The 18,498-nt window shown below is 67.9% G+C and carries 19 protein-coding genes; 10 read left to right on the top strand and 9 right to left on the bottom strand.

Annotated features, from left to right (window positions below):
• Positions 1-60 precede the first annotated feature (60 nt).
• From IT779_RS07825 to pcrA, 4 genes are read right to left on the bottom strand one after another with little or no spacing between them, the layout of a single operon-like run.
• Complete coding sequence (locus IT779_RS07825) at positions 61-204, bottom strand: hypothetical protein (protein ID WP_196148448.1); 144 nt, start codon at positions 202-204, stop codon at positions 61-63.
• Positions 204-779, bottom strand: a complete 576-nt coding sequence (locus IT779_RS07830; RefSeq protein WP_196148449.1) for an ADP-ribosyltransferase — start codon at positions 777-779, stop codon at positions 204-206. The genes IT779_RS07825 and IT779_RS07830 overlap by 1 nt, the downstream gene beginning before the upstream one ends.
• A gap of 52 nt (positions 780-831) precedes the next feature.
• Positions 832-1,257, bottom strand: coding sequence for a hypothetical protein (locus tag IT779_RS07835; protein ID WP_196148450.1), 426 nt, complete (start codon positions 1,255-1,257; stop codon positions 832-834).
• A 58-nt stretch (positions 1,258-1,315) separates the two neighbouring features.
• A complete protein-coding gene (gene pcrA / locus IT779_RS07840) occupies positions 1,316-3,979 on the bottom strand; it encodes a DNA helicase PcrA (RefSeq protein ID WP_196148451.1) in 2,664 nt (887 codons plus the stop codon).
• 383 nt (positions 3,980-4,362) lie between these two features.
• Between pcrA and IT779_RS07845 the strand changes: the two genes are divergently transcribed.
• Positions 4,363-4,656, top strand: coding sequence for a chorismate mutase (locus IT779_RS07845; protein ID WP_196148452.1), 294 nt, complete (start codon positions 4,363-4,365; stop codon positions 4,654-4,656).
• A 115-nt stretch (positions 4,657-4,771) separates the two neighbouring features.
• Here IT779_RS07845 and IT779_RS07850 read toward each other — a convergent pair whose 3' ends face one another.
• Entirely contained in the window at positions 4,772-6,226 is a 1,455-nt protein-coding gene (locus IT779_RS07850) for an NAD-dependent succinate-semialdehyde dehydrogenase (RefSeq protein WP_196148453.1), read from the bottom strand.
• 180 nt (positions 6,227-6,406) lie between these two features.
• Between IT779_RS07850 and pgi the strand changes: the two genes are divergently transcribed.
• Positions 6,407-8,044, top strand: coding sequence for a glucose-6-phosphate isomerase (gene pgi / locus IT779_RS07855; protein ID WP_196148454.1), 1,638 nt, complete (start codon positions 6,407-6,409; stop codon positions 8,042-8,044).
• Here pgi and IT779_RS07860 read toward each other — a convergent pair.
• Positions 8,016-8,582: a potassium channel family protein gene (locus IT779_RS07860; RefSeq protein WP_196148455.1), complete on the bottom strand. Its 567-nt coding sequence runs from the start codon at positions 8,580-8,582 to the stop codon at positions 8,016-8,018. The two genes, pgi and IT779_RS07860, sit on opposite strands and share 29 nt — an antisense overlap.
• 269 nt (positions 8,583-8,851) lie before the next feature.
• Between IT779_RS07860 and IT779_RS07865 the strand changes: the two genes are divergently transcribed.
• Positions 8,852-9,151, top strand: coding sequence for a hypothetical protein (locus IT779_RS07865; RefSeq protein WP_196148456.1), 300 nt, complete (start codon positions 8,852-8,854; stop codon positions 9,149-9,151).
• A gap of 20 nt (positions 9,152-9,171) precedes the next feature.
• Here the strand turns inward: IT779_RS07865 and IT779_RS07870 are convergent, their stop codons facing one another.
• Both IT779_RS07870 and IT779_RS07875 read right to left on the bottom strand, forming a co-directional pair.
• Complete coding sequence (locus IT779_RS07870; RefSeq protein WP_196148457.1) at positions 9,172-10,794, bottom strand: acyl-CoA dehydrogenase family protein; 1,623 nt, start codon at positions 10,792-10,794, stop codon at positions 9,172-9,174.
• A complete protein-coding gene (locus IT779_RS07875; protein ID WP_196148458.1) occupies positions 10,781-11,413 on the bottom strand; it encodes a TetR/AcrR family transcriptional regulator in 633 nt (210 codons plus the stop codon). Before IT779_RS07875 ends, IT779_RS07870 begins: the two co-directional genes overlap by 14 nt.
• A gap of 242 nt (positions 11,414-11,655) precedes the next feature.
• Here IT779_RS07875 and IT779_RS07880 point away from each other — a divergent pair, with 242 nt between their 5' ends.
• Genes IT779_RS07880 through IT779_RS39040 form a run of 4 tightly spaced genes read left to right on the top strand, consistent with a single transcriptional unit; the run spans position 11,656 to position 14,572 of the window.
• Positions 11,656-12,405, top strand: coding sequence for a crotonase/enoyl-CoA hydratase family protein (locus tag IT779_RS07880; RefSeq protein ID WP_332838703.1), 750 nt, complete (start codon positions 11,656-11,658; stop codon positions 12,403-12,405).
• Positions 12,406-12,410: 5 nt separating this feature from the next.
• Positions 12,411-13,877: a condensation domain-containing protein gene (locus IT779_RS07885; RefSeq protein WP_196148460.1), complete on the top strand. Its 1,467-nt coding sequence runs from the start codon at positions 12,411-12,413 to the stop codon at positions 13,875-13,877.
• 57 nt (positions 13,878-13,934) lie between these two features.
• Complete coding sequence (locus IT779_RS07890; RefSeq protein ID WP_196148461.1) at positions 13,935-14,255, top strand: hypothetical protein; 321 nt, start codon at positions 13,935-13,937, stop codon at positions 14,253-14,255.
• The gene (locus tag IT779_RS39040) at positions 14,252-14,572 is read left to right on the top strand and encodes a CopG family ribbon-helix-helix protein (protein WP_408637730.1); all 321 of its coding nucleotides are present in this window, start codon (positions 14,252-14,254) and stop codon (positions 14,570-14,572) included. Before IT779_RS07890 ends, IT779_RS39040 begins: the two co-directional genes overlap by 4 nt.
• Before the next feature lie 44 nt (positions 14,573-14,616).
• On the opposite strand, the gene IT779_RS07895 is transcribed toward IT779_RS39040, so the two are convergent.
• Positions 14,617-15,300, bottom strand: coding sequence for a pyridoxamine 5'-phosphate oxidase family protein (locus IT779_RS07895; protein WP_196148589.1), 684 nt, complete (start codon positions 15,298-15,300; stop codon positions 14,617-14,619).
• Between the two features lie 91 nt (positions 15,301-15,391).
• Here IT779_RS07895 and IT779_RS07900 point away from each other — a divergent pair, with 91 nt between their 5' ends.
• The 3 genes from IT779_RS07900 to IT779_RS07910 are packed head-to-tail and all read left to right on the top strand — an operon-like array spanning position 15,392 to position 18,487.
• Entirely contained in the window at positions 15,392-16,801 is a 1,410-nt protein-coding gene (locus tag IT779_RS07900) for an aminotransferase-like domain-containing protein (RefSeq protein ID WP_196148462.1), read from the top strand.
• Positions 16,802-16,811: 10 nt separating this feature from the next.
• Positions 16,812-17,057, top strand: coding sequence for a DUF2630 family protein (locus tag IT779_RS07905; protein WP_196148463.1), 246 nt, complete (start codon positions 16,812-16,814; stop codon positions 17,055-17,057).
• The gene (locus tag IT779_RS07910) at positions 17,054-18,487 is read left to right on the top strand and encodes a dihydrolipoyl dehydrogenase family protein (protein ID WP_196148464.1); all 1,434 of its coding nucleotides are present in this window, start codon (positions 17,054-17,056) and stop codon (positions 18,485-18,487) included. The genes IT779_RS07905 and IT779_RS07910 overlap by 4 nt, the downstream gene beginning before the upstream one ends.
• Positions 18,488-18,498 lie beyond the last annotated feature (11 nt).

An 18,498-nucleotide genomic window follows, 5' to 3' on the forward strand; every position in this document is an offset into this window, starting at 1 on the left:
CTCTTCGCACTCGAGCGGGCACGTCTCTCGCCGGTATCGCGCCCCCACGGCATACGGCTACTACTTGGGCACGTTGGATTGCGTGGGGCGTGGTGGGAGGCGGCGCCCGAGGATCTTCTCAGCCTCCCGGCGACGCTCGGCGATCTGCTCGGGGGTGAGTTTCACCCGGGTAACGCGCATGGTTCCCCGTGTCAACGCACTCATCACTCGCCTCCTCGTACGATCGCCTTGATTCGCCATATGCTACGCGCTGCGTCCCACTCGACGCCAACGACGAACAGGGTACGAGCGTCGATCACCAGGACTTCCTTTTCGGCGGGCTCCTCGGCGAGGTCTCCCAATCGCAGGGCCGGGACTCCCGCCTGAACGATCAGATCCAAGATCACCGGATTGACGCGCGTGTAGGAGTGCGGTGGGTTCGCCGCGCCGGAGGTCGACAGAAACCCGTGGTGGATGATGTCTTCATCGATCAACTCGTACAACGAATCATCATCGACGATGCCCAAGTCCGCAGCCTCGGCCTCACGGGTAACCCGCACCGCAGTTTCGAGGGGGTATTTGGCGAGCCCCGATCTGATCAGGCGTACACGACGCTCGTTCGCGGGTGTCATCTCGATATGGCCCCACAACGACTTGTTGATCATCTCGTGCGCGTTGTACGTATAGGCACGAATAACATCGGCTTCGCTCGCGGTGAGCCGGTCGGGCCGCTGTCCCGCCAATGCTGTTTCCGCAAGCGGAATCTCATCGAAGCCGAACCGGTCGCCGTCATCCGTCACTCCCGGATTCTGACGTACTGCCCTGCTCGTACCGCAAACAGACAGGAAAGGCTTATGGGGCGGCGGCGATGGCCAGGCCGATTAGGGTTGCCACCTTGGTGATCTCCAAGCCGACGTACCAGAGGTGGGCGTGGGAGCGGGGGAGGTCCTCGCCTGCCAGGACGCGGTTGGAGCGGCGGGTCAGCGGGGGGCGTATCGCGAGGATTTGGATGGCGAGGACGGCGATGGTGGCGCCGAGCCATGCCCAGTTCGCTCCCGATGGGGTGAGTACGAGGAAGGCTGCGAGCAGGAGGAGCGCGAGGACGGACTCGACGGTGTTGAGGGCGCGGAATACCAGGCGGCCGATGCCGAGGCCGAGGGGGACGGTGATGCCGGGGGCGCGGAATTTGAGGGGCGCCTCGAGGAAGGAGATGGCCAGCACCATCCCGAGCCAGAGCATCGGGAGGAACCACACCACATGTTGTGCGAGATTCTCCATACCTCGGGACCATACAGACCGATGGGTCCGTACAGCAGGGCCGTTTGACCCGAAAAGTTCAGAGTTTCACCAGTGTCCTGCTGTATTGCGGGATGAGCCGGATCTTGCCCGCGGTGCCGAAATCGATGGTGACCGTGGCCAGCGGGCCGAAACCTTCGGCGGCGATCACCCGGCCGAGGCCGTACTTGTCGTCGCTGACCCTGTCGCCGACCGCCAACACCAGATCGGTGTTGTTGCGGGTGGCGCCACCGGGCGCGGGACGGCGCGGCCCTCGACCCTGGACGCCGGGTCGCTGCGGTTGCGCCCAGCCGTCGCCGCGGGTCCAGTCGCGTTCGAGTCCCTCGTCCTCGCCGCGCCGCCGCATCCCGCGCGGCGCCGACGAATTCGCGGGCTCCAGCCTGCGCCAGTCCATGAGATGTCCGGGAATCTCCTGGAGGAAACGGGATTCCGGATTGGAGACCGGTTGCCCCCACCCCGACCTGACCACCGCGCGCGTGAGATACAGCCGCTGCCGAGCGCGGGTGATGCCAACGTAGGCGAGGCGCCGTTCCTCGGCCAGTTCGGTGGGATCGCCGAGGGCGCGCATATGCGGGAATTGGCCGTCTTCCCAACCGGTCACGAAGACCACCGGGAACTCGAGCCCTTTCGCCGTGTGCAAAGTCATCATGGTGACCACGCCCGAACCCTCGTCGGGAAGTTGATCGGTGTCGGCGACCAGTGACACCCGTTCCAGGAACGCCGCGAGCGAACCCGGTTCGGGTTCGCCTTCGCCCGCCTCGGGCACCAGGCCCTCCTCCCGGGCCGCCTCCGCGTTGTTGTGCGCCTCTGAGCTGAATTCCCGCGCCACGCTGACCAATTCGTTGAGGTTGTCCAGCCGCGCGCCGTCTTGCGGGTCGTCGGAGGATTCGAGTTCGGCGCGATAGCCGGTGCGATCCAGTACCGCCTCGACCACATTGCCGACGTCGGGATAGGCGGTGTCGGCGCGCTCGCCCGCGGCCCTGATCTGTTCGAGCAGGTCGAGGAATCCGGCGATGGCCCGCTGCGCCCTGGTGTTGAGCAGGGCCACCTTGCCGTCGGCCGCGTCGCGCAACGCGGCGGCGAAACCGATATCGCGCTGTTCGGCGTGCACCGCGACGCAGGCCTCGGCGCGGTCGCCGATGCCGCGGCGCGGGGTGTTCAGGATGCGGCGCAGGCTGACCGCGTCGTCGGGATTCTCCAGCACGCGCAGGTAGGCGACGATATCGCGGACCTCCTTGCGCTCGTAGAACCGCACGCCGCCGACCACCTTGTACGGCAGTCCCATGCGGATGAAGATCTCTTCCAGCGCGCGGGAATTGTTGTTGGTGCGGTAGAAGACCGCGACATCGGCGTAGTTCGCCTCGCCGTGATCGACCAGCTTGTCGATCTCCTTCGCCACGAAGGACGCCTCGTCGTGTTCGTTGTCGGCGACGTAACCGACGATCAGTTCACCCTCCCCCGAATCCGTCCACAGCCGTTTGTCGCGCCTGCCTTCGTTGCGGGAGATGACGGCATTGGCCGCGGACAGGATGTGCTGGGTGGAGCGGTAGTTCTGTTCGAGCAGGATGGTCTCGGCGTCGGGGAAGTCGCGCTCGAATTCCTCGATATTGCGGATGGTGGCGCCGCGGAAGGCGTAGATCGATTGGTCCGCGTCGCCGACCACGCACAGTTCGCTCGGCGCCACCGCGTCGGCCCGCTCGGCCTCGGCGAATTCGGGATCGGCCGCGGCCGCGCCCTCGGCGGCGTCGTCGGCCTCCCGCGGCGCCGCGTGATGCCCGACCAGTTCCCTGACCAGGATGTACTGGGCGTGATTGGTGTCCTGGTATTCGTCGACGAGCACGTGGCGGAACCGGCGGCGGTAGTACTCGGCGACCTGGGGATGCCGTTGCAGCAGCGCCACCGTCTCGCCGATCAGGTCGTCGAAGTCGAAGGCGTTCGCCCCGCGCAACCTGCGCTGGTACTCGGTGTAGACGCGGGCGACCAGCACGGGCAGTTCGGTGTCGTCGGTTTCGGCGTCGGCGGCGGCCTGCTCGGGACCGACGAGTTCGTTCTTCAGATTGGATATCGCGGTGGCGAGCAGGCGCGCGGGATATTTCTTGGTGTCGATGTCCAGGTCGCGGCTGATCATGGTGAGCAAACGCCGCGAATCGTCGGCGTCGTAGATCGAGAAATTCGAATTCATTCCGGGCAGCAGCGCGGCCTGCATTCGCAGGATGCGCACGCAGCTGGAGTGGAACGTGGACACCCACATGCTGTTCGCGCGCGGACCGACGAGCCCGGTGACCCGTTCCCGCATCTCGGCGGCGGCCTTGTTGGTGAAGGTGATGGCCAGGATCTGCCCCGGTGTGACGCCGCGCGCGGCGAGCAGATACGCGATGCGCCGCGTGAGCACGGCTGTCTTGCCGGAGCCCGCGCCCGCGACGATCAGCAGCGGGGCGCCCGCGTGCGTGACGGCCGCGCGCTGCTGGGGGTTGAGCCCTTCCAGCAGACGTTCGGACTCCTCGGCGCGCCGCTGTTCGTGTTCGAGACGGCGGCGCTGCTGATCGTCGGCCCGACGCTGGGCCTGTTCGAGCAACGACGGCGACGCGGACGCGCCAGGAACCTCGCCCGACCCGCTACCACCCGGATCGACCTGCGGTTTCGTGGATGCGTCCGTGCGCCGGTCCCGACCGGCCTGCGTCTGGGGAGCCACCGTGATGTCCATTGTCCGTCCACGCTACCGGCGCCCACCGACAGAGTTGAAGCAGGCGATGACGGTCACCACCCGCCGAGCCCGGCGGCAAACACCCGGTGAACTGCGCGTGCAGCGAGGTCGGGCGCATATCACGGCGCGCTTCTCAGGTAATTCATAAAATCAATCGTTTTGCAGACCTTCGGGCCCGTGGCAGACTGACGTCATGATCAGCGCTGCCGCGATATGTCGGATTCGGCTATCCGCCGGATACCGTAGATCGCGATCCCGCAGCTGAGCGCACTTCTCTGGGGGACCATGGAAGAGCCCCACCAGGTCTGTTTCACGGTGAAAGAACGGACGGTAACGAGCGTGCCTCGCTTCCCGATCCAAGTTCTGACACGAGGAGATGAATGATGAGCACCCCTGCGACGACCACCGGTTCCGATGCGGCTCTGCCGCAGACCGAGGCGGAGATCGACACCCTTCGCAAGGAGATCGACCAGCTCGATGCCGAGATCCTCGCCGCGATCAAGCGTCGTACCGAGATCTCGCGCATGATCGGCCGGACCCGCATGGCCTCCGGCGGCCCGCGTCTGGTGCACAGCCGGGAAATGAAGGTACTCGAGCGTTTCAGCGAGCTCGGTCAGGAAGGTCACACCCTCGCCATGCTGCTGCTGCGCCTCGGTCGCGGGCGCCTCGGTCACTGAACTTCCGGCGACGCCCCGCCGACAGTCTTCGCGGTGATCTCGCGACCACCGCTTTCCACCGGCCGCCCCGTGGTGTTCACACCCCGCGGGGCGGCCGTCGTCTTCGGTGTCCCGCTCAGGTCAGGGCGATGTATTTGGTCGAGAGGTACTCCTCGATCCCCTCGCTGCCGCCCTCACGCCCGAAACCCGACTCCTTGACGCCGCCGAACGGCGCGGCCGGATCGGATATCACCCCGCGGTTGACGCCGACCATGCCGGATTCGAGTCCTTCGGCGACGCGCAGCGCCCGGTCCAGATCGCGGGTGTAGACGTAGCTGACCAGGCCGTAGCGGGTGTCGTTGGCGGCGGCGAGGCCCTCCTCCTCGGTGTCGAAGCCGATCACCGGCGCCACCGGGCCGAACACCTCCTCGGTGCGGATGCGCGCGTTCGGCGGCACATCGGAAAGGATCGTCGCCGGATAGAACCAGCCGGGGCCGCCGGGCGCCTTGCCGCCGAGCCGCACCGTCGCGCCCGCGGAGACGGCATCCTCCACCAGTTCCGACACGGTGTTCAGCTGGTCCTCGTTGATGAGCGGGCCGAGCGTGGTCGACGGATCGGTGCCGGGGCCGAGGGTGACCGAATCGCTCATCGCCGTCACCAGTTTCGCAGTGAACTCCTCGAGCACCCCGCGCTGCACGTGGAAGCGGTTGGCCGCGGTGCACGCCTCGCCGCCGTTGCGCAGTTTCGCCAGCATCGCGCCCTGCACCGCCGCATCGACGTCGGCGTCGTCGAAGACCACGAACGGCGCGTTGCCGCCGAGTTCCATGGACGTGCGAAGCAGGCGGTTCGCCGAGGACGCGACGAGTCGCTTGCCGACCTCCGTGGATCCGGTGAAGGTGAGCTTGCGCAGTCGAGGATCGTCGATCAGCGGGCCGGTGACGGCGCCGGAACGCGAGGTCGTGATCACCGAGAGCACCCCGTCGGGTAGGCCCGCCCGACTGCACAGTTCGGCGAGCAACAGCATGGTCAGCGGGGTCTCGGACGCCGGTTTCACGATCATCGTGCACCCCGCGGCGAGCGCGGGACCGATCTTGCGGGTGCCCATCGCCAGCGGGAAATTCCACGGTGTGATGGCCAGACACGGTCCGACGGGCTGTTTGTGCACGACGATGCGGCCGGTGCCGGACGGCGCGTGCAGGTAGCGGCCGTGCACGCGCACCGCCTCCTCGCTGAACCAGCGGAAGAATTCGGCGCCGTAGCGCACCTCGTTGCGGCTCTCGGGCAGTGCCTTGCCCATTTCCAGGGTCATCAACAGCGCGAACTCCTCGGCGCGCGCGGTGATGCTTTCGAAGACGGCGCGCAGGATCTCGCCGCGCTCGCGTGCGGGCGTCGCGGCCCAACTCTCCTGGGCCGCGACGGCCGCGTCCAGCGCGCGCATCGCGTCCTCCGGCGAAGCGTCGGCGACCCGCGTCAACACCTCCCCGGTCGCCGGATCGTGCACCGGGAAGGTGGCGCCTCCGGTCGCCTCGACCGGGCCGCCGATCCACAGCGCGGTTGGTACGGATTGCAGGATTTCGCTTTCGGACGCCATGCGGTCAGCCTAATCCGACGCTGCCGGGGGGAGAACCACGTTTCCGTGTGCTCGAGACCGCATCTGTCGCGGTTCGCGCAGGTCGGCGCTATGAGAATGGGGAAACTAAACCGATCTGCCCGCGCTTCGGGGTGGTGTCGCCCGTGCGGGCGCGGCGATGCCCTTGTAATCTCGGCGGACGTGAGCAGCGACATCACCGCGACGGCGGCATGGCGAAAACTGCACGAGCACTTCGGCGATGTCTCCCGCCTGCACCTCAGGGAGATCTTCGCCGCCGACCCGTCGCGCGGCGGTGAGTTGACGCTTTCCGTCGGCGATCTGCACATCGACTACAGCAAGCACCGCGTCACGCGGGAAACCCTCGGCCTGCTGGTCGAATTGGCGCGCACCGCCGGTGTCGCCGAACACCGGGACGCGATGTTCGCGGGCGCGCACATCAACACCTCCGAGGACCGCGCGGTCGGCCATGTCGCGCTGCGGCTGCCCGAGAGCGAGTCCATGGTGATCGACGGCGCCGAAGCGAGTGTCGAGGTGCACGAGGTGCTGCGCCGGATGGGCGAATTCAGCGACGCCGTGCGCTCGGGCGCGTGGCGCGGGGCCACCGGTGAGCGCATCACGACGGTGGTCAATATCGGGATCGGCGGATCGGATCTCGGTCCGGTGATGGTGCATCAGGCACTGCGCCACTACGCCGACGCCGGAATCGCCGCGCGTTTCGTCTCCAATGTCGACCCGGCCGACCTGGTCGCGAAACTCGACGGCCTCGACCCGGCGACCACGCTGTTCATCATCGCCTCCAAGACCTTCTCGACCCTGGAGACGCTCACCAACGCCACCGCCGCCCGGCGCTGGCTGGTGGCCGCGCTCGGCGAGGACGCGGTGGCAAAGCATTTCGTCGCGGTCTCCACCAACGCCGAACGGGTGGCGGGCTTCGGCATCGACACCGCGAACATGTTCGGCTTCTGGGACTGGGTCGGCGGACGCTACTCGGTGGATTCCGCGATCGGCCTTTCGGTGATGGTCACCATCGGCCGGGAACGCTTCGCGGAATTCCTCGCCGGAATGCACGCCGTCGACACCCATTTCGCCACGGCGCCGTTGGAATCGAACGCGCCGGTGCTGCTCGCTCTGCTCGGCGTCTGGTACTCGAACTTCTTCGGCGCGGAATCCCGTGCGGTACTGCCGTATTCGAATGATCTGGCGCGCTTCCCGGCGTATCTGCAGCAGCTCACCATGGAGTCCAACGGCAAATCGGTGCGCGCCGACGGCACTCCCGTCACCACCTCGACCGGCGAGATCTTCTGGGGCGAGCCAGGCACCAACGGCCAGCACGCCTTCTACCAGCTGCTGCACCAGGGCACCCGGTTGATCCCCGCCGACTTCCTCGGATTCGCCCGCCCCACCGACGATCTCGCGACCATCGACGGCAGCGGCAGCATGCACGACATCCTGATGAGCAACCTGTTCGCCCAGACCAAGGTGCTCGCGTTCGGCAAGACCGCCGAGGAGATCGCGGCCGAGGGCACCCACCCGGCGGTGGTGCCGCACAAGGTGATGCCTGGCAACCGCCCCAGCACCACGATCCTGGCGCCGCTGCTCACCCCCTCGGTGGTCGGCCAGCTCATCGCGCTCTACGAACACCAGGTGTTCGTGGAGGGCGCGATCTGGGGTATCGACTGTTTCGACCAGTGGGGCGTCGAACTCGGCAAACAGCAGGCGCTGGCCTTGGAACCGCTGCTGACCTCGGCCGAGGAGCCCGCGCCGCAAGACGATTCGTCCACCGACGCGCTCATTCGCTGGTATCGCGCGCACCGTTGACAGCGCGACCCTCGCCCGCGGCGGCCTCCAGCCTGCGGGTGACGCCACTGCTGACGATGGCGAGCAAGGTGCCGATGACGATCAGGTCGAACACGATCTGGACCATGGTGGCGATCCGCGCGGCCTGACCGGTCGCGTGGATGTCGCCGTAACCCACGGTGCCGAGGGTGACCACGGTGTAGTAGAGGGCGTCGGTGCGGGTGACCAGCCCGTCGAACTGATCCGGATAGCTGACCGCGAGACGGTAGTAGTAGATCGCGAAGAACATCGCGACCACGCAGAGCAGCAGTAGGACGCCGTCCACCCGCCCGCCGGTCGCCGCCGGATTCGCCATCAGGCGGCCGAGCCGTCGCCAGGTCAGCCAGATCAGACCGCCGACGCCGACCAGGAACAGGATCAGTCCGACGACCCTGCTCGCCGTCGAATCGTCGGCATTCCAGTTCAGCGGTATGCCGTAGAAGATGAGCAGCGCGCATCCCACGCTGAGCAGGTTGTGCTGAGCGTGGACGCGACCGGTGGTTCGCCGAGGCTCTCTCATCCGTCCATGATCACCCCGCGCAGGCGCCGCGCTCGTGTCGCACGCGCCGAAGCGGTCGCGGAATTCCCTTCCGCACACCGCGCGATGACCGCATATGTTGATGGCTGTTCCAGCAGTCGGCACCAGATGGACCGGCCCGAACAGATGCGACCCTCAGCCCGCAAGGCCGAATCCGCCTATATGGCATAGAGAGACGTTCACATATCCAACACAACGAGACGATCGCGCCTATTATGTTAATACTGATTCACAACTAGAGGAGCGCAACGATGCGTACACCCCTCCGCCTGACCGCCGCCACGATCGCAGCCGCCACCCTCATCGGCGCCGCCGCAGCCGCGACAGCCGAACCCGCGACCCCATCCCCGATCGCCGACGGAACCGGCTCGTCAGCCCTGGACTCCGGATCAACAGCCGCAGGCACAGCGGTCTGGTACGCCCAACACGGCGACATCATCGGCCTGCTCGTCCTCCTCGCAAGCACCCCCTTCGGAATCCTCACCAGCGGAATCTGCGACCTCGCCAGCATCTCGGGCCTCAGAAACCCCTGCTCGACGGCGACACGATGACATATCCTCGCGATCCGCGATCAGGCTACGAAAGCGCGTTGCAGGATGGGGGCGGTGTGCACGCCGGTGGGTAGGGTGCCGAAGGCTATGCCCCAGTCGTCGCCGAGTCTGGTGGCGCAGAAGGCGTCCGCTATCGCGGGGTGTCCGTGGCGGACCAGTTGTGCGCCTTGTAGGACGAGGGCCATCAGTTCGACTACGCGTCGGGCGCGGTATTCGATGTCTGCGAGGTCGGCTAGTTCCTTACCTAGTTTCGCGATGGCGTCGTCCAGGCGCGGGTTCCCGCCTTTCGCGCGGCCGACCTCATCGAAATAGGCTTCCACCGTTTCGGGTTGGCGGCCCATGGCGCGCAGTGCGTCGAGTGCGGCGACGTTGCCCGAGCCTTCCCAGATGGACATGAGCGGGGCCTCGCGGTACAGGCGCGGCATGCCGGATTCTTCGGCGTAGCCGTTGCCGCCGAAGCATTCCAGCGCTTCGGCGGCGTGGGCGGGTGCGCGTTTGCACACCCAGTATTTGGTGACCGCCAACGCGATTCGACGCAGGGCGGCCTCGGCCGGGTCGGCGCCCGCGCGGTCGGTGGCGCCCGCGAGACGCATCATCACCGTGGTCGCGGCGTCGGATTCGATGATCAAGTCGGCCAGCACATTACGCATGGCGGGCTGGTCGATCAGCTTGGCGCCGAAGGCTTCTCGATGGCGCGCGTGATGGGTGGCGAGCACCGCGCCCGCGCGCATGCCGGTGGTGGAGCCGATGACGCAGTCGAGGCGGGTCATGTTGACCATTTCGATGATGGTCTTGACGCCCGCGCCTTCCGCGCCGACCAACCAACCGGTGGCGTCCTCGTATTCGATCTCCGAGGAGGCGTTCGACTTGTTGCCGAGTTTGTCCTTGAGACGTTGGATGCGGATCGGGTTGCGGGCGCCGTCGGGCAGTACGCGGGGCAGCAGGAAACAGGACAGGCCGCCCGGCGCCTGCGCGAGGGTCAGAAACAGGTCCGACATGGGTGCGGAGGTGAACCATTTGTGCCCGACGACGCGGTAGCTGCCGTCGGACCGCGGGGTGGCGCGGGTGGTGTTGGCCCGCACGTCGGAGCCGCCCTGCTTCTCCGTCATCGACATGCCCGCGATGAGACCGGATTTGGTGGACGGTTCGCGCAGGCCGAAATCGTAGGACCGGCTCGCCAGCAGGGGTTCGTAGGCGGCCGCGAGATCCGGATTGTGGCGCAGAGCGGGAATCACCGCGTAGGTCATGGAGATCGGGCACATGTGGCCCGCGTCGGCGAAGCCCCATGTGGCGAATTTTGCGGCGCGTGCGGTGTGCGCGCCGGGGCGCTCGTCCGTCCACGGCGCGCCGTGCAGACCGTTCGCGACCGCGACGCGCATCAGTTCATGCCAGTACGGGTGGAATTCGACCTCGTCCACGCGGCTGCCGTAGCGGTCATGGGTGCGCAAGACCGGTGGGTACTCGTTGGCGAGACGGCCCCAGTCCTGCGCGCGCGCCGCACCCGCCAGCGCGCCGAGGGCACGCACTTCGGGCTCGGCCCAGCCTGCGCCTTCCCGGTGCAGGCCCTCGATCATGGCCGGGTTGCGGGAGAAGTCGAACGGGACGATATCGGGGACCTGGTTGAACACGTCATGCGTCGACATCGGGAGCTCCTGGATTCCGTGCGTCCTCGCGCCCGCCGAGGGCGCGCAGGGCGAACGAGATGAGTTCGGGGATAACGGATTCGCCGTGCGGCGCGGTGACGAGCGGGCCGACGAGCACCTCGCCGATGGCGCCGACCAGCGCCGCCGCGGTGGTGCGCGGATCCTGGGCGGGCAGTTCGCCGCCTGCGACGCCGTGCGACACGGCCGCTTCGAAGGATTCGGCGAAGGCGACCCGGAAGCGCAGGCGTTCCGCGTCGACCGCGGCGTCGACGGGTTCGGCGAGCAGGACGTAGGCGAGTTTCGGATTCTTCAGCGCACGGCCCGCGAAGGTCTCCACGGCGGCGACGACCCGCTCGACCGCGCCGCCCGTCGCCACGGCCGCCGACACCGCGGCGACCTCGCGCGCCACCACCGTGCGGAAGACCGCGGTGACCAGGTCCGCCTTGCCGACGTAGTGCTTGTAGACGGTGCCGGTGGCGACGCCGGCCTCCTGCGCGACGGCCGCCATGGACAGACCGGCGAAGCCGTGGCGCGACAGCACCGCGGTGGCCGCGTGCACCAGTTGCGCGGCTTGGGCGTCGAGGCGGGCTTGTACGGCCGGTGTCCTCCGGTAGACCATGCAAGAAGTGAATCACGATTCATTTCTTCACGCAAGGGGCGTTACGGCGTAAGGTCGGGTCGAACGCTGCGAGGTACGGCACGGCTGAGGTGCGACGATGCGGCGGCGCGGTCCAGTGCGGCAGTGCGGCAGTGCGGCAGTGCGGCAGTGCGGCAGTGCGGCAGTGCGGCAGTGCGGCAGTGCGGCAGTGCGGCAGTGGATGATCACAGGTCGGCGGGGTGAACGCCGAGCGGAGACTAGGAGTGAGCATGTCCGTGCGAGTCGAGCGATCCGGTGCGGTCACCACCGTGATCCTGCACCGACCCGAAGCGCGCAACGCCGTCGACGGTCCGACCGCCGCGGCGCTCGCCGATGCCTTCCGCGCCTTCGACGCCGATCCGGATGCGTCGGTGGCGGTGCTCTGGGGCGAAGGCGGCACTTTCTGCGCGGGGGCCGATCTCAAAGCGCTCGGGACCGAGCGGTCGAACCGGGTGACCGAGGACGGCGACGGTCCGATGGGGCCGACCAGGATGACATTGAGCAAACCGGTGATCGCCGCTGTCGCGGGTTACGCGGTGGCGGGCGGGCTCGAACTGGCGCTGTGGTGTGATTTGCGAGTTGCCGAACAGGACAGCACATTCGGGGTCTTCTGTCGGCGCTGGGGTGTGCCGCTCATCGACGGCGGCACCGTTCGGTTGCCGAGGATCATCGGGCACGGTCGGGCCATGGATCTGATACTCACCGGTCGCGCGGTCGGCGCGCCGGAGGCATCGCGGATCGGGCTGGTCGACCGCGTGGTGCCGACCGGAGACGCGCGTCGTGCCGCCGAGGAACTCGCCGCGCAACTCGCGACCCTGCCGCAGACCTGTCTGCGCAGCGACCGCATGTCGGTGCTCCAACAGCACGACATGGACGAATCCGCCGCTCTGGCAAACGAACTGCGGCACGGGATGGCGGCGCTCGCCGACGGCGCGGCCCGTTTCGCGGCGGGTGCGGGCCGCCACGGGAGTTGAGCGCCGTGCACGGGTACGAACGGCACCCGAGTCGGGTAAGTGAGTCTCGGCGGAAACCGAGCACCACGAACGAATCCGCGCACCAACCGAACGGCACGAACGAGACCGAGCCCCGACCGAACACGTCCGATCGACTCACGGTCGTCGATGAGATCTTCCTGCGCACCCATCGTGGTTACGGCATTCCGATCGCGCTGCAAGGGCTGTGGCGTACCGCCGATCGAGTGGACCGGGATCTGCTCGAAGCCGTGCACGCGGCGCTGCGGGCAGGGCCGCTCGGGCGCAGGGTGGTTCGTCCCTCGGTGCCCGGCGCGCGCCGACGCTGGCAGTCCAGCACTCGCGCGCATCCGCTGGAATACGGCGATCAGGTGATCCCGGTGTCCGGGTTGCTCGACTGGGCCGAGACCACCGGCGACGACCTCGACCCCGAGTTCGGGCCGGGCTGGCGACTCGCGGCGGTCCCGCTCGATGACGGCGGTTCGGTTGTGTCCCTTACCTGTTCGCACGTACTCGCGGACGGGCGGGCTCTGGCGATCGCGGTCGACGACGCCCTCCGCGTCGCCGCGAACGGTGACCGGAGTCGCGTCCGCGCCGACCACCTGCGGCCCACCTCCGACTGGGCCGACGCACGTCGACAATGGACCACCGTCCTCGGCGGTACCGCACGCGCGGCGCTCGACGGGATTCCGCACGGCCTTCCCGACAAGATCTTGCGCAAGCTTTCCGACACGTCTCCGCGTGCGACTGCACCCCGACCTATGAACCAATCCGCTTCGAAGCCTTCATCGCAGCGCTCCGGACCATCAACCCGGGAGCATTCATCGGCACGTAAGATCACTAATCATGCTGCGGTAGTGCAAATTCCAGTCGACGCATGGAACCTGACCGCGCAGGAACACGGCAGCACCCCGAACAGCCTGTTCATCTGGACGATCGCACGAATACTGTGGGACGCAGGCTTTCCCGAGCCTAGGATCGAAGCCAGCCTCCCGGTCGACACCCGCGCCGAACCCCGCGTGAACAATGACCTCGCCGTGACCTCGGTGACCCTCACCCGCACCGATACCCCTGCCACGATCCGCGAAAAGTCGCGCGCCGCATACGAATACCGCATGACAAGCCCGGCGGGACTCCCCGAGGAAATCCTCCAGGTCATCCCGGACCGCTTGGCCGCGACCCTCTCGGCGGGCGCGGGCGAACGAGACATCCTGTGTTCCAATATCGGCCAGCTCCCACTCACCCTGAACAACCTCGGCCCACACCACTGCACCGGCGTAGCCGCCCGAGCCATCCACCCCGGCCTGACAACCCTCCCCCGCACCCGCCTGTCCGCCTACCTCTGCACCACCGGATCCCTGCACACCCTCGCCCTAACCGCCCTGGACCACACCCACTTCCCCACGCCCTATGAACTGCACAAACACCTGAAATCGGCAACGGCGCTCCTGAGCCTCCCGACCCACTTCTGGTGACCCGGAGTCCCGGCTCAACGGGAGATCGACTACGTCCAAAAAATGTAATACACTTTCTTGGCGCGAATCACCATCGTCGAATCCGCGAGAAAGCACGGTATATCCGACGACGAGATTCGGGCCGTGGTGTCATACCCGATGCTGCGCACGCGATTGACCCAACGCCTACCAGAGACCTTGCCGTACCCCTTCATCGGCAACTTCGACCAGGACGAACCGCCGATAGAGGTGATCGCAGACTTGGTCGACCCAGCCGAATGGGTGGTCTTCCATGCGATGATGCTACGACCTCAGATGATCAGACAGCTTCAGCTCGAAGAATTGTTCGAGTTCGGAGATCTTGCCTACCAGCGGCCCGGAAAGGAGAGCTGGTCATGAGTACAAACAGACGCGGGACTCCCGAAGGCTCTGACCGTAAGCGGCCGAGCGTCGCCGACTACGAGCGCTTGGCCGAAGACTACGCGGCCAATCCTGTGCGAGATACCGAGATTGTCGGCCCGATAGAGATAGGTACGACCGTCCTGCGAAAAGGGCGTCCCGCCGGGGTGCGAAAGGGGAATACGCCGGGACACTCGGTACGGCTTCCCGATGCATTGCGGGAACGCTTGGTCGCTCAGGCCGAGCGAGAAGCAGCACCTCCCAGTGAGCTGATCCGCCGGGCGGTCTCGGAGTACCTGGATCGGCACTCCGCGTAATCGACTCGTGCCCAATGGTTGTCGGCCTTTTGGCACGTTGTCGGTTAATGGGTGGCGATCACCGTTGCGGCGCGGGTGAGTACGTCGGTGGGGGTTTCGATTCCGGGTTCGAGGTCCTCGGAGGGGATGGGGGTGTCCCATACCTGGCGTAGGGGGAGGACGCCCGCCCATGTGCCGCCGGTTTCGATGTCGGCGGGGTCGTCTTTCGGGCCGCCCGTGCGGATTTTCACGGAGGCTTCGGTGAGGTCGAGGGCGAGGACCATGGTCGCGGCCATTTCCTTCTTGTCCGGTGCGCGGACCCTGGTCCATGCGCCGGGGGCGGAGTGTTCGACGACGACCCGGAGGCCGTGTAGGCGGTGGTCGGGGTCGGTGATCTCGATGGCGCGGCCGCGTATCACCGCGGAGCGGAAGTTCATCGAGAAATGCATGGCGGAGCGGGCGTAGACGAGGCCGTCGACGTGGGTGACCGCGACCGAGATGTCGCTGGTGACTGCGGCGCGCAGGTTGCCCGCGCCGGTGGATCCGTGCAGGTAGAGGGTGTCGCCGTCGCGGCCGTACACGGTGGGGATGACGACCGGGGTGCCGCCGAGCAGCACGCCGAGATGGCAGATCAGGCCCGCGTCGAGGACCGCGTCGAGTTCGGCGCGGTCGGCGCGGCCGCGTTCCTTGCTGCGGTTCAGCGTCGACCTGGGGGTCGGCGACAGTGGCGGGCGGTGGCTCGTGGTCATATTCTCAGCTTCGGCCATGAAGTGGCATTATCGAAGAGCCAATTCGAGTGAATTCGTACAGTCCACTTTCGCCAGGTGAGGAGCGGGTGCCGTGCTCGACGATCTTCCGCTCGCCCTCGATCGCGACCTCGCCGTCCCGCTGTCGGTGCAAGTCGCCGACGGCCTGCGCGCGGCCGCGGCCACGGGGATGCTGCGCGCCCGCGACCGCCTGCCCGCCACCCGGGCCCTCGCGCTGCGGCTCGGCGTGAGCCGCACGGTGATCACCGCCGCTTACGATCAACTGCACGCCGAGGGCTGGATCGCGGGCCGCCGCGGCTCCGGCACCTACCTCACCACCGCGCCCGCCACCGTCCCCGCGCCGCTGCCGGCTCGGCACGGCGTCGACGAATACTCTGGGCTTTACGACCTGCTGCCGGGCGCGCCGTGCGTCGAGGCCATCGACCGCCCCGCGTGGCGACGCGCTTGGCGGGCGGCCGCCGATTCCGCGCCGCTGGTGCGCAAGGATCGCGCGGGCGACCGGGAGTTCCGCGCCGCCGTCGCCGAACATCTGCTGCGCCACCGCGGACTGGCCGCGAGCAGCACAACCACGGTCCTCGCGACCGCCGGAACCAGTTCCGCGGTAGGCGAACTCGCGGCCGCGCTGATGCGGCCCGGTGACGCGGTCGCGATCGAGGATCCGGGCTATCAGCGGGCCGCGGGCGCTTTTCGCGCGGCGGGCATCGCGGTGCGGCCCATCCCGGTGGACGCCGACGGGCTGCGGGTCGATCTGCTGCCGCGCGATATCGCCGCGGTGTATTGCACTCCGGCGCACCAGTATCCGATCGGTTCGCGAATGCAGGCCGAACGCCGGGTGCGGCTGATCGAATTCGCCAGGGAAGCGGGCATTCCGATCTTCGAAGACGACTATGACGGCGAATTGCGTTACGACACCGCGCCGTTGCCGTTGTTGGCCGCCATGGCGCCCGATGTGGTGGTCCATCTCGGCACCACGAGCAAGATCCTCACGCCCGCACTCGGCGTCGGCTGGCTGGTCGCCGCGCCGTGGATCGCCGAAGCCGTTCTCGCGCACCGAGATCGCACCGGAACCGGCCCTGGGCCCGCCGGGCAGCGGGTGGTGACCGAACTCGCGCGCACCGGCGACCTGTCGCGGCACCTGCGCAGGCTCCGCCGCATCCTGCCGCCACGCCGGGAACTGGCCGTGCGCACGCTGCGCGCGAGCGGACTCGCGGTACTCGGTGACGACGCGGGCTCCCACGTGGTGGTCCCGCTGCCGAACGCCGAGACCGAAGCGCGCGCGATAGCGGCGGGCCGCGTCGCCGGTGTCGCGCTGGACGGACTGGCCCGCCACCACCTCGACGTCCCCGGCCACCGCCCGCACACCTTCGGCATCACCCTCGGCTACACCGCATTGGATCGGTCCGATCTGGCGGTCGCGATGCCGTTGGCGGCCCGATGCCTGGCCGAGCAGGATCACGCCGACTCCGGGACCGCGCGGTCGTAGCATGGTCCGCATGACCGAACAGGACATCCTGGCACGCATCAAGCAATTGGTCGACGACGAGCACGCCCTACGGTCCAAGGCGACCTCCGGTGAGGTGGATCCCGTCACCGAACGCCAACGACTGGCCGAGTTGGAGGTCATGCTCGATCAGTGCTGGGATCTGCTGCGCAGGCGGCGGGCCCGCATCGGCGCGGGCGAATCCCCCGACGACGCGCAGGTCAGTTCGCCGCGCCAGGTCGAGGGCTATCTCCAGTGACGACACCCGCCGCCGAATACGACGTGATCGTGATCGGCGGTGGTCCGGCGGGCGAGAACGCCGCCGACTACGCCATCGCGAACAGCACGCGCACCGCGGCCATCATCGAACAGGAACTCGTCGGCGGCGAATGCTCGTATTGGGCCTGTATGCCGAGCAAGGCGCTGCTGCGGCCAGGGCACGTGCTCGCCGCGGCGAAGAATATGCCGGGGGTCACCGCGCACGGCCTCGATGTCGAAGCGGTGCTGCGTCGCCGCGATGGGTTCGTCCACGATCACGACGACAGTTCGCAGGTCGAGTGGGCACGCGACAATCGCATCGAGGTGATCCGAGGGCGCGGCCGTCTCGCGGGTGAACGCCTGGTCGAGGTCGGCGGCCGCACGCTGCGCGCCCGCCACGCCGTCGTGCTCGCCACCGGCACCCGCGCCGCGATCCCCGACGTGCCGGGTTTGCGCGCGGCGCGGCCGTGGATCTCGCGCGACGCGACGAATCTGCACGAGGTGCCGGCGCGGGTGGTGATCGTCGGCGGCGGTGTTGTGGCCTGCGAGGCCGCGACCTGGCTGCGCTCGCTCGGCGCCGAGGTCACCATGCTGGTGCGCGGACCGGCGCTGTTGGCCGCCTCGGAACCCTTCGCGCGCGATCGGGTCGCCGAGGGACTGACCGCGGCGGGTGTGCCGATCCTGTTCGGATGTGAGCCCGCTGCGGTGCACAGGCCGGAGGTCGCCGACACCGGTGAGGGACGCGTCCACGGCGGTCCGGTGACGATCGAGGTGCGGGGCGCCAAGCCTGGCACGCTCGAAGCCGACGAGATCGTGGTCGCCGCCGGACGTGCGCCCGCCACCGAGGAACTCGGCCTGGATTCGGTGGGTCTGCCGCCCGGCTATGTCGAGGTCGACGACCAGCTCACGGTGCGTGGCGTCGAGGGTGATTGGCTCTACGCGGTGGGTGATGTGAATCACCGTGTCGCGCTCACCCACATGGGCAAGTACCAGGCGCGGGTCTGCGGCGACGTGATCGCGGCGCGCGCGGAGGACCGGCCGCTGGACGGTCCGCGATTCGCCGCCTCCGCCGATCACGCGAAGGTGCCGCAGGTGATCTTCACCGATCCCGAAGTCGCCTCGGTCGGGCTCACCGCGGCGGCGGCGCGCAAGGCCGGATACCCGGTCGACACAGTCGAACTCGATATCGCGGTGGCCGGTTCGGCACTGGCCCGCGACGACTACGCGGGGCGCGCGGCGCTGGTGATCGACACCGCCTCCGACATCCTGCTCGGCGCGACCTTCGTCGGTCCCGATGTCGGCGAACAACTGCATGCCGCGACCGTCGCCGTCGTGGCCGGGCTGTCGCTGGAGACGCTGTGGCACGCGGTGCCCGCCTATCCGACTGTCAGTGAATTCTGGTTACGTCTGTTGGAGGCGCGGCGCGGATAAGTACCATTGAT

Origin of the sequence: Nocardia bovistercoris, assembly GCF_015674855.1 — a bacterium.
Classification (GTDB): domain Bacteria; phylum Actinomycetota; class Actinomycetes; order Mycobacteriales; family Mycobacteriaceae; genus Nocardia; species Nocardia bovistercoris.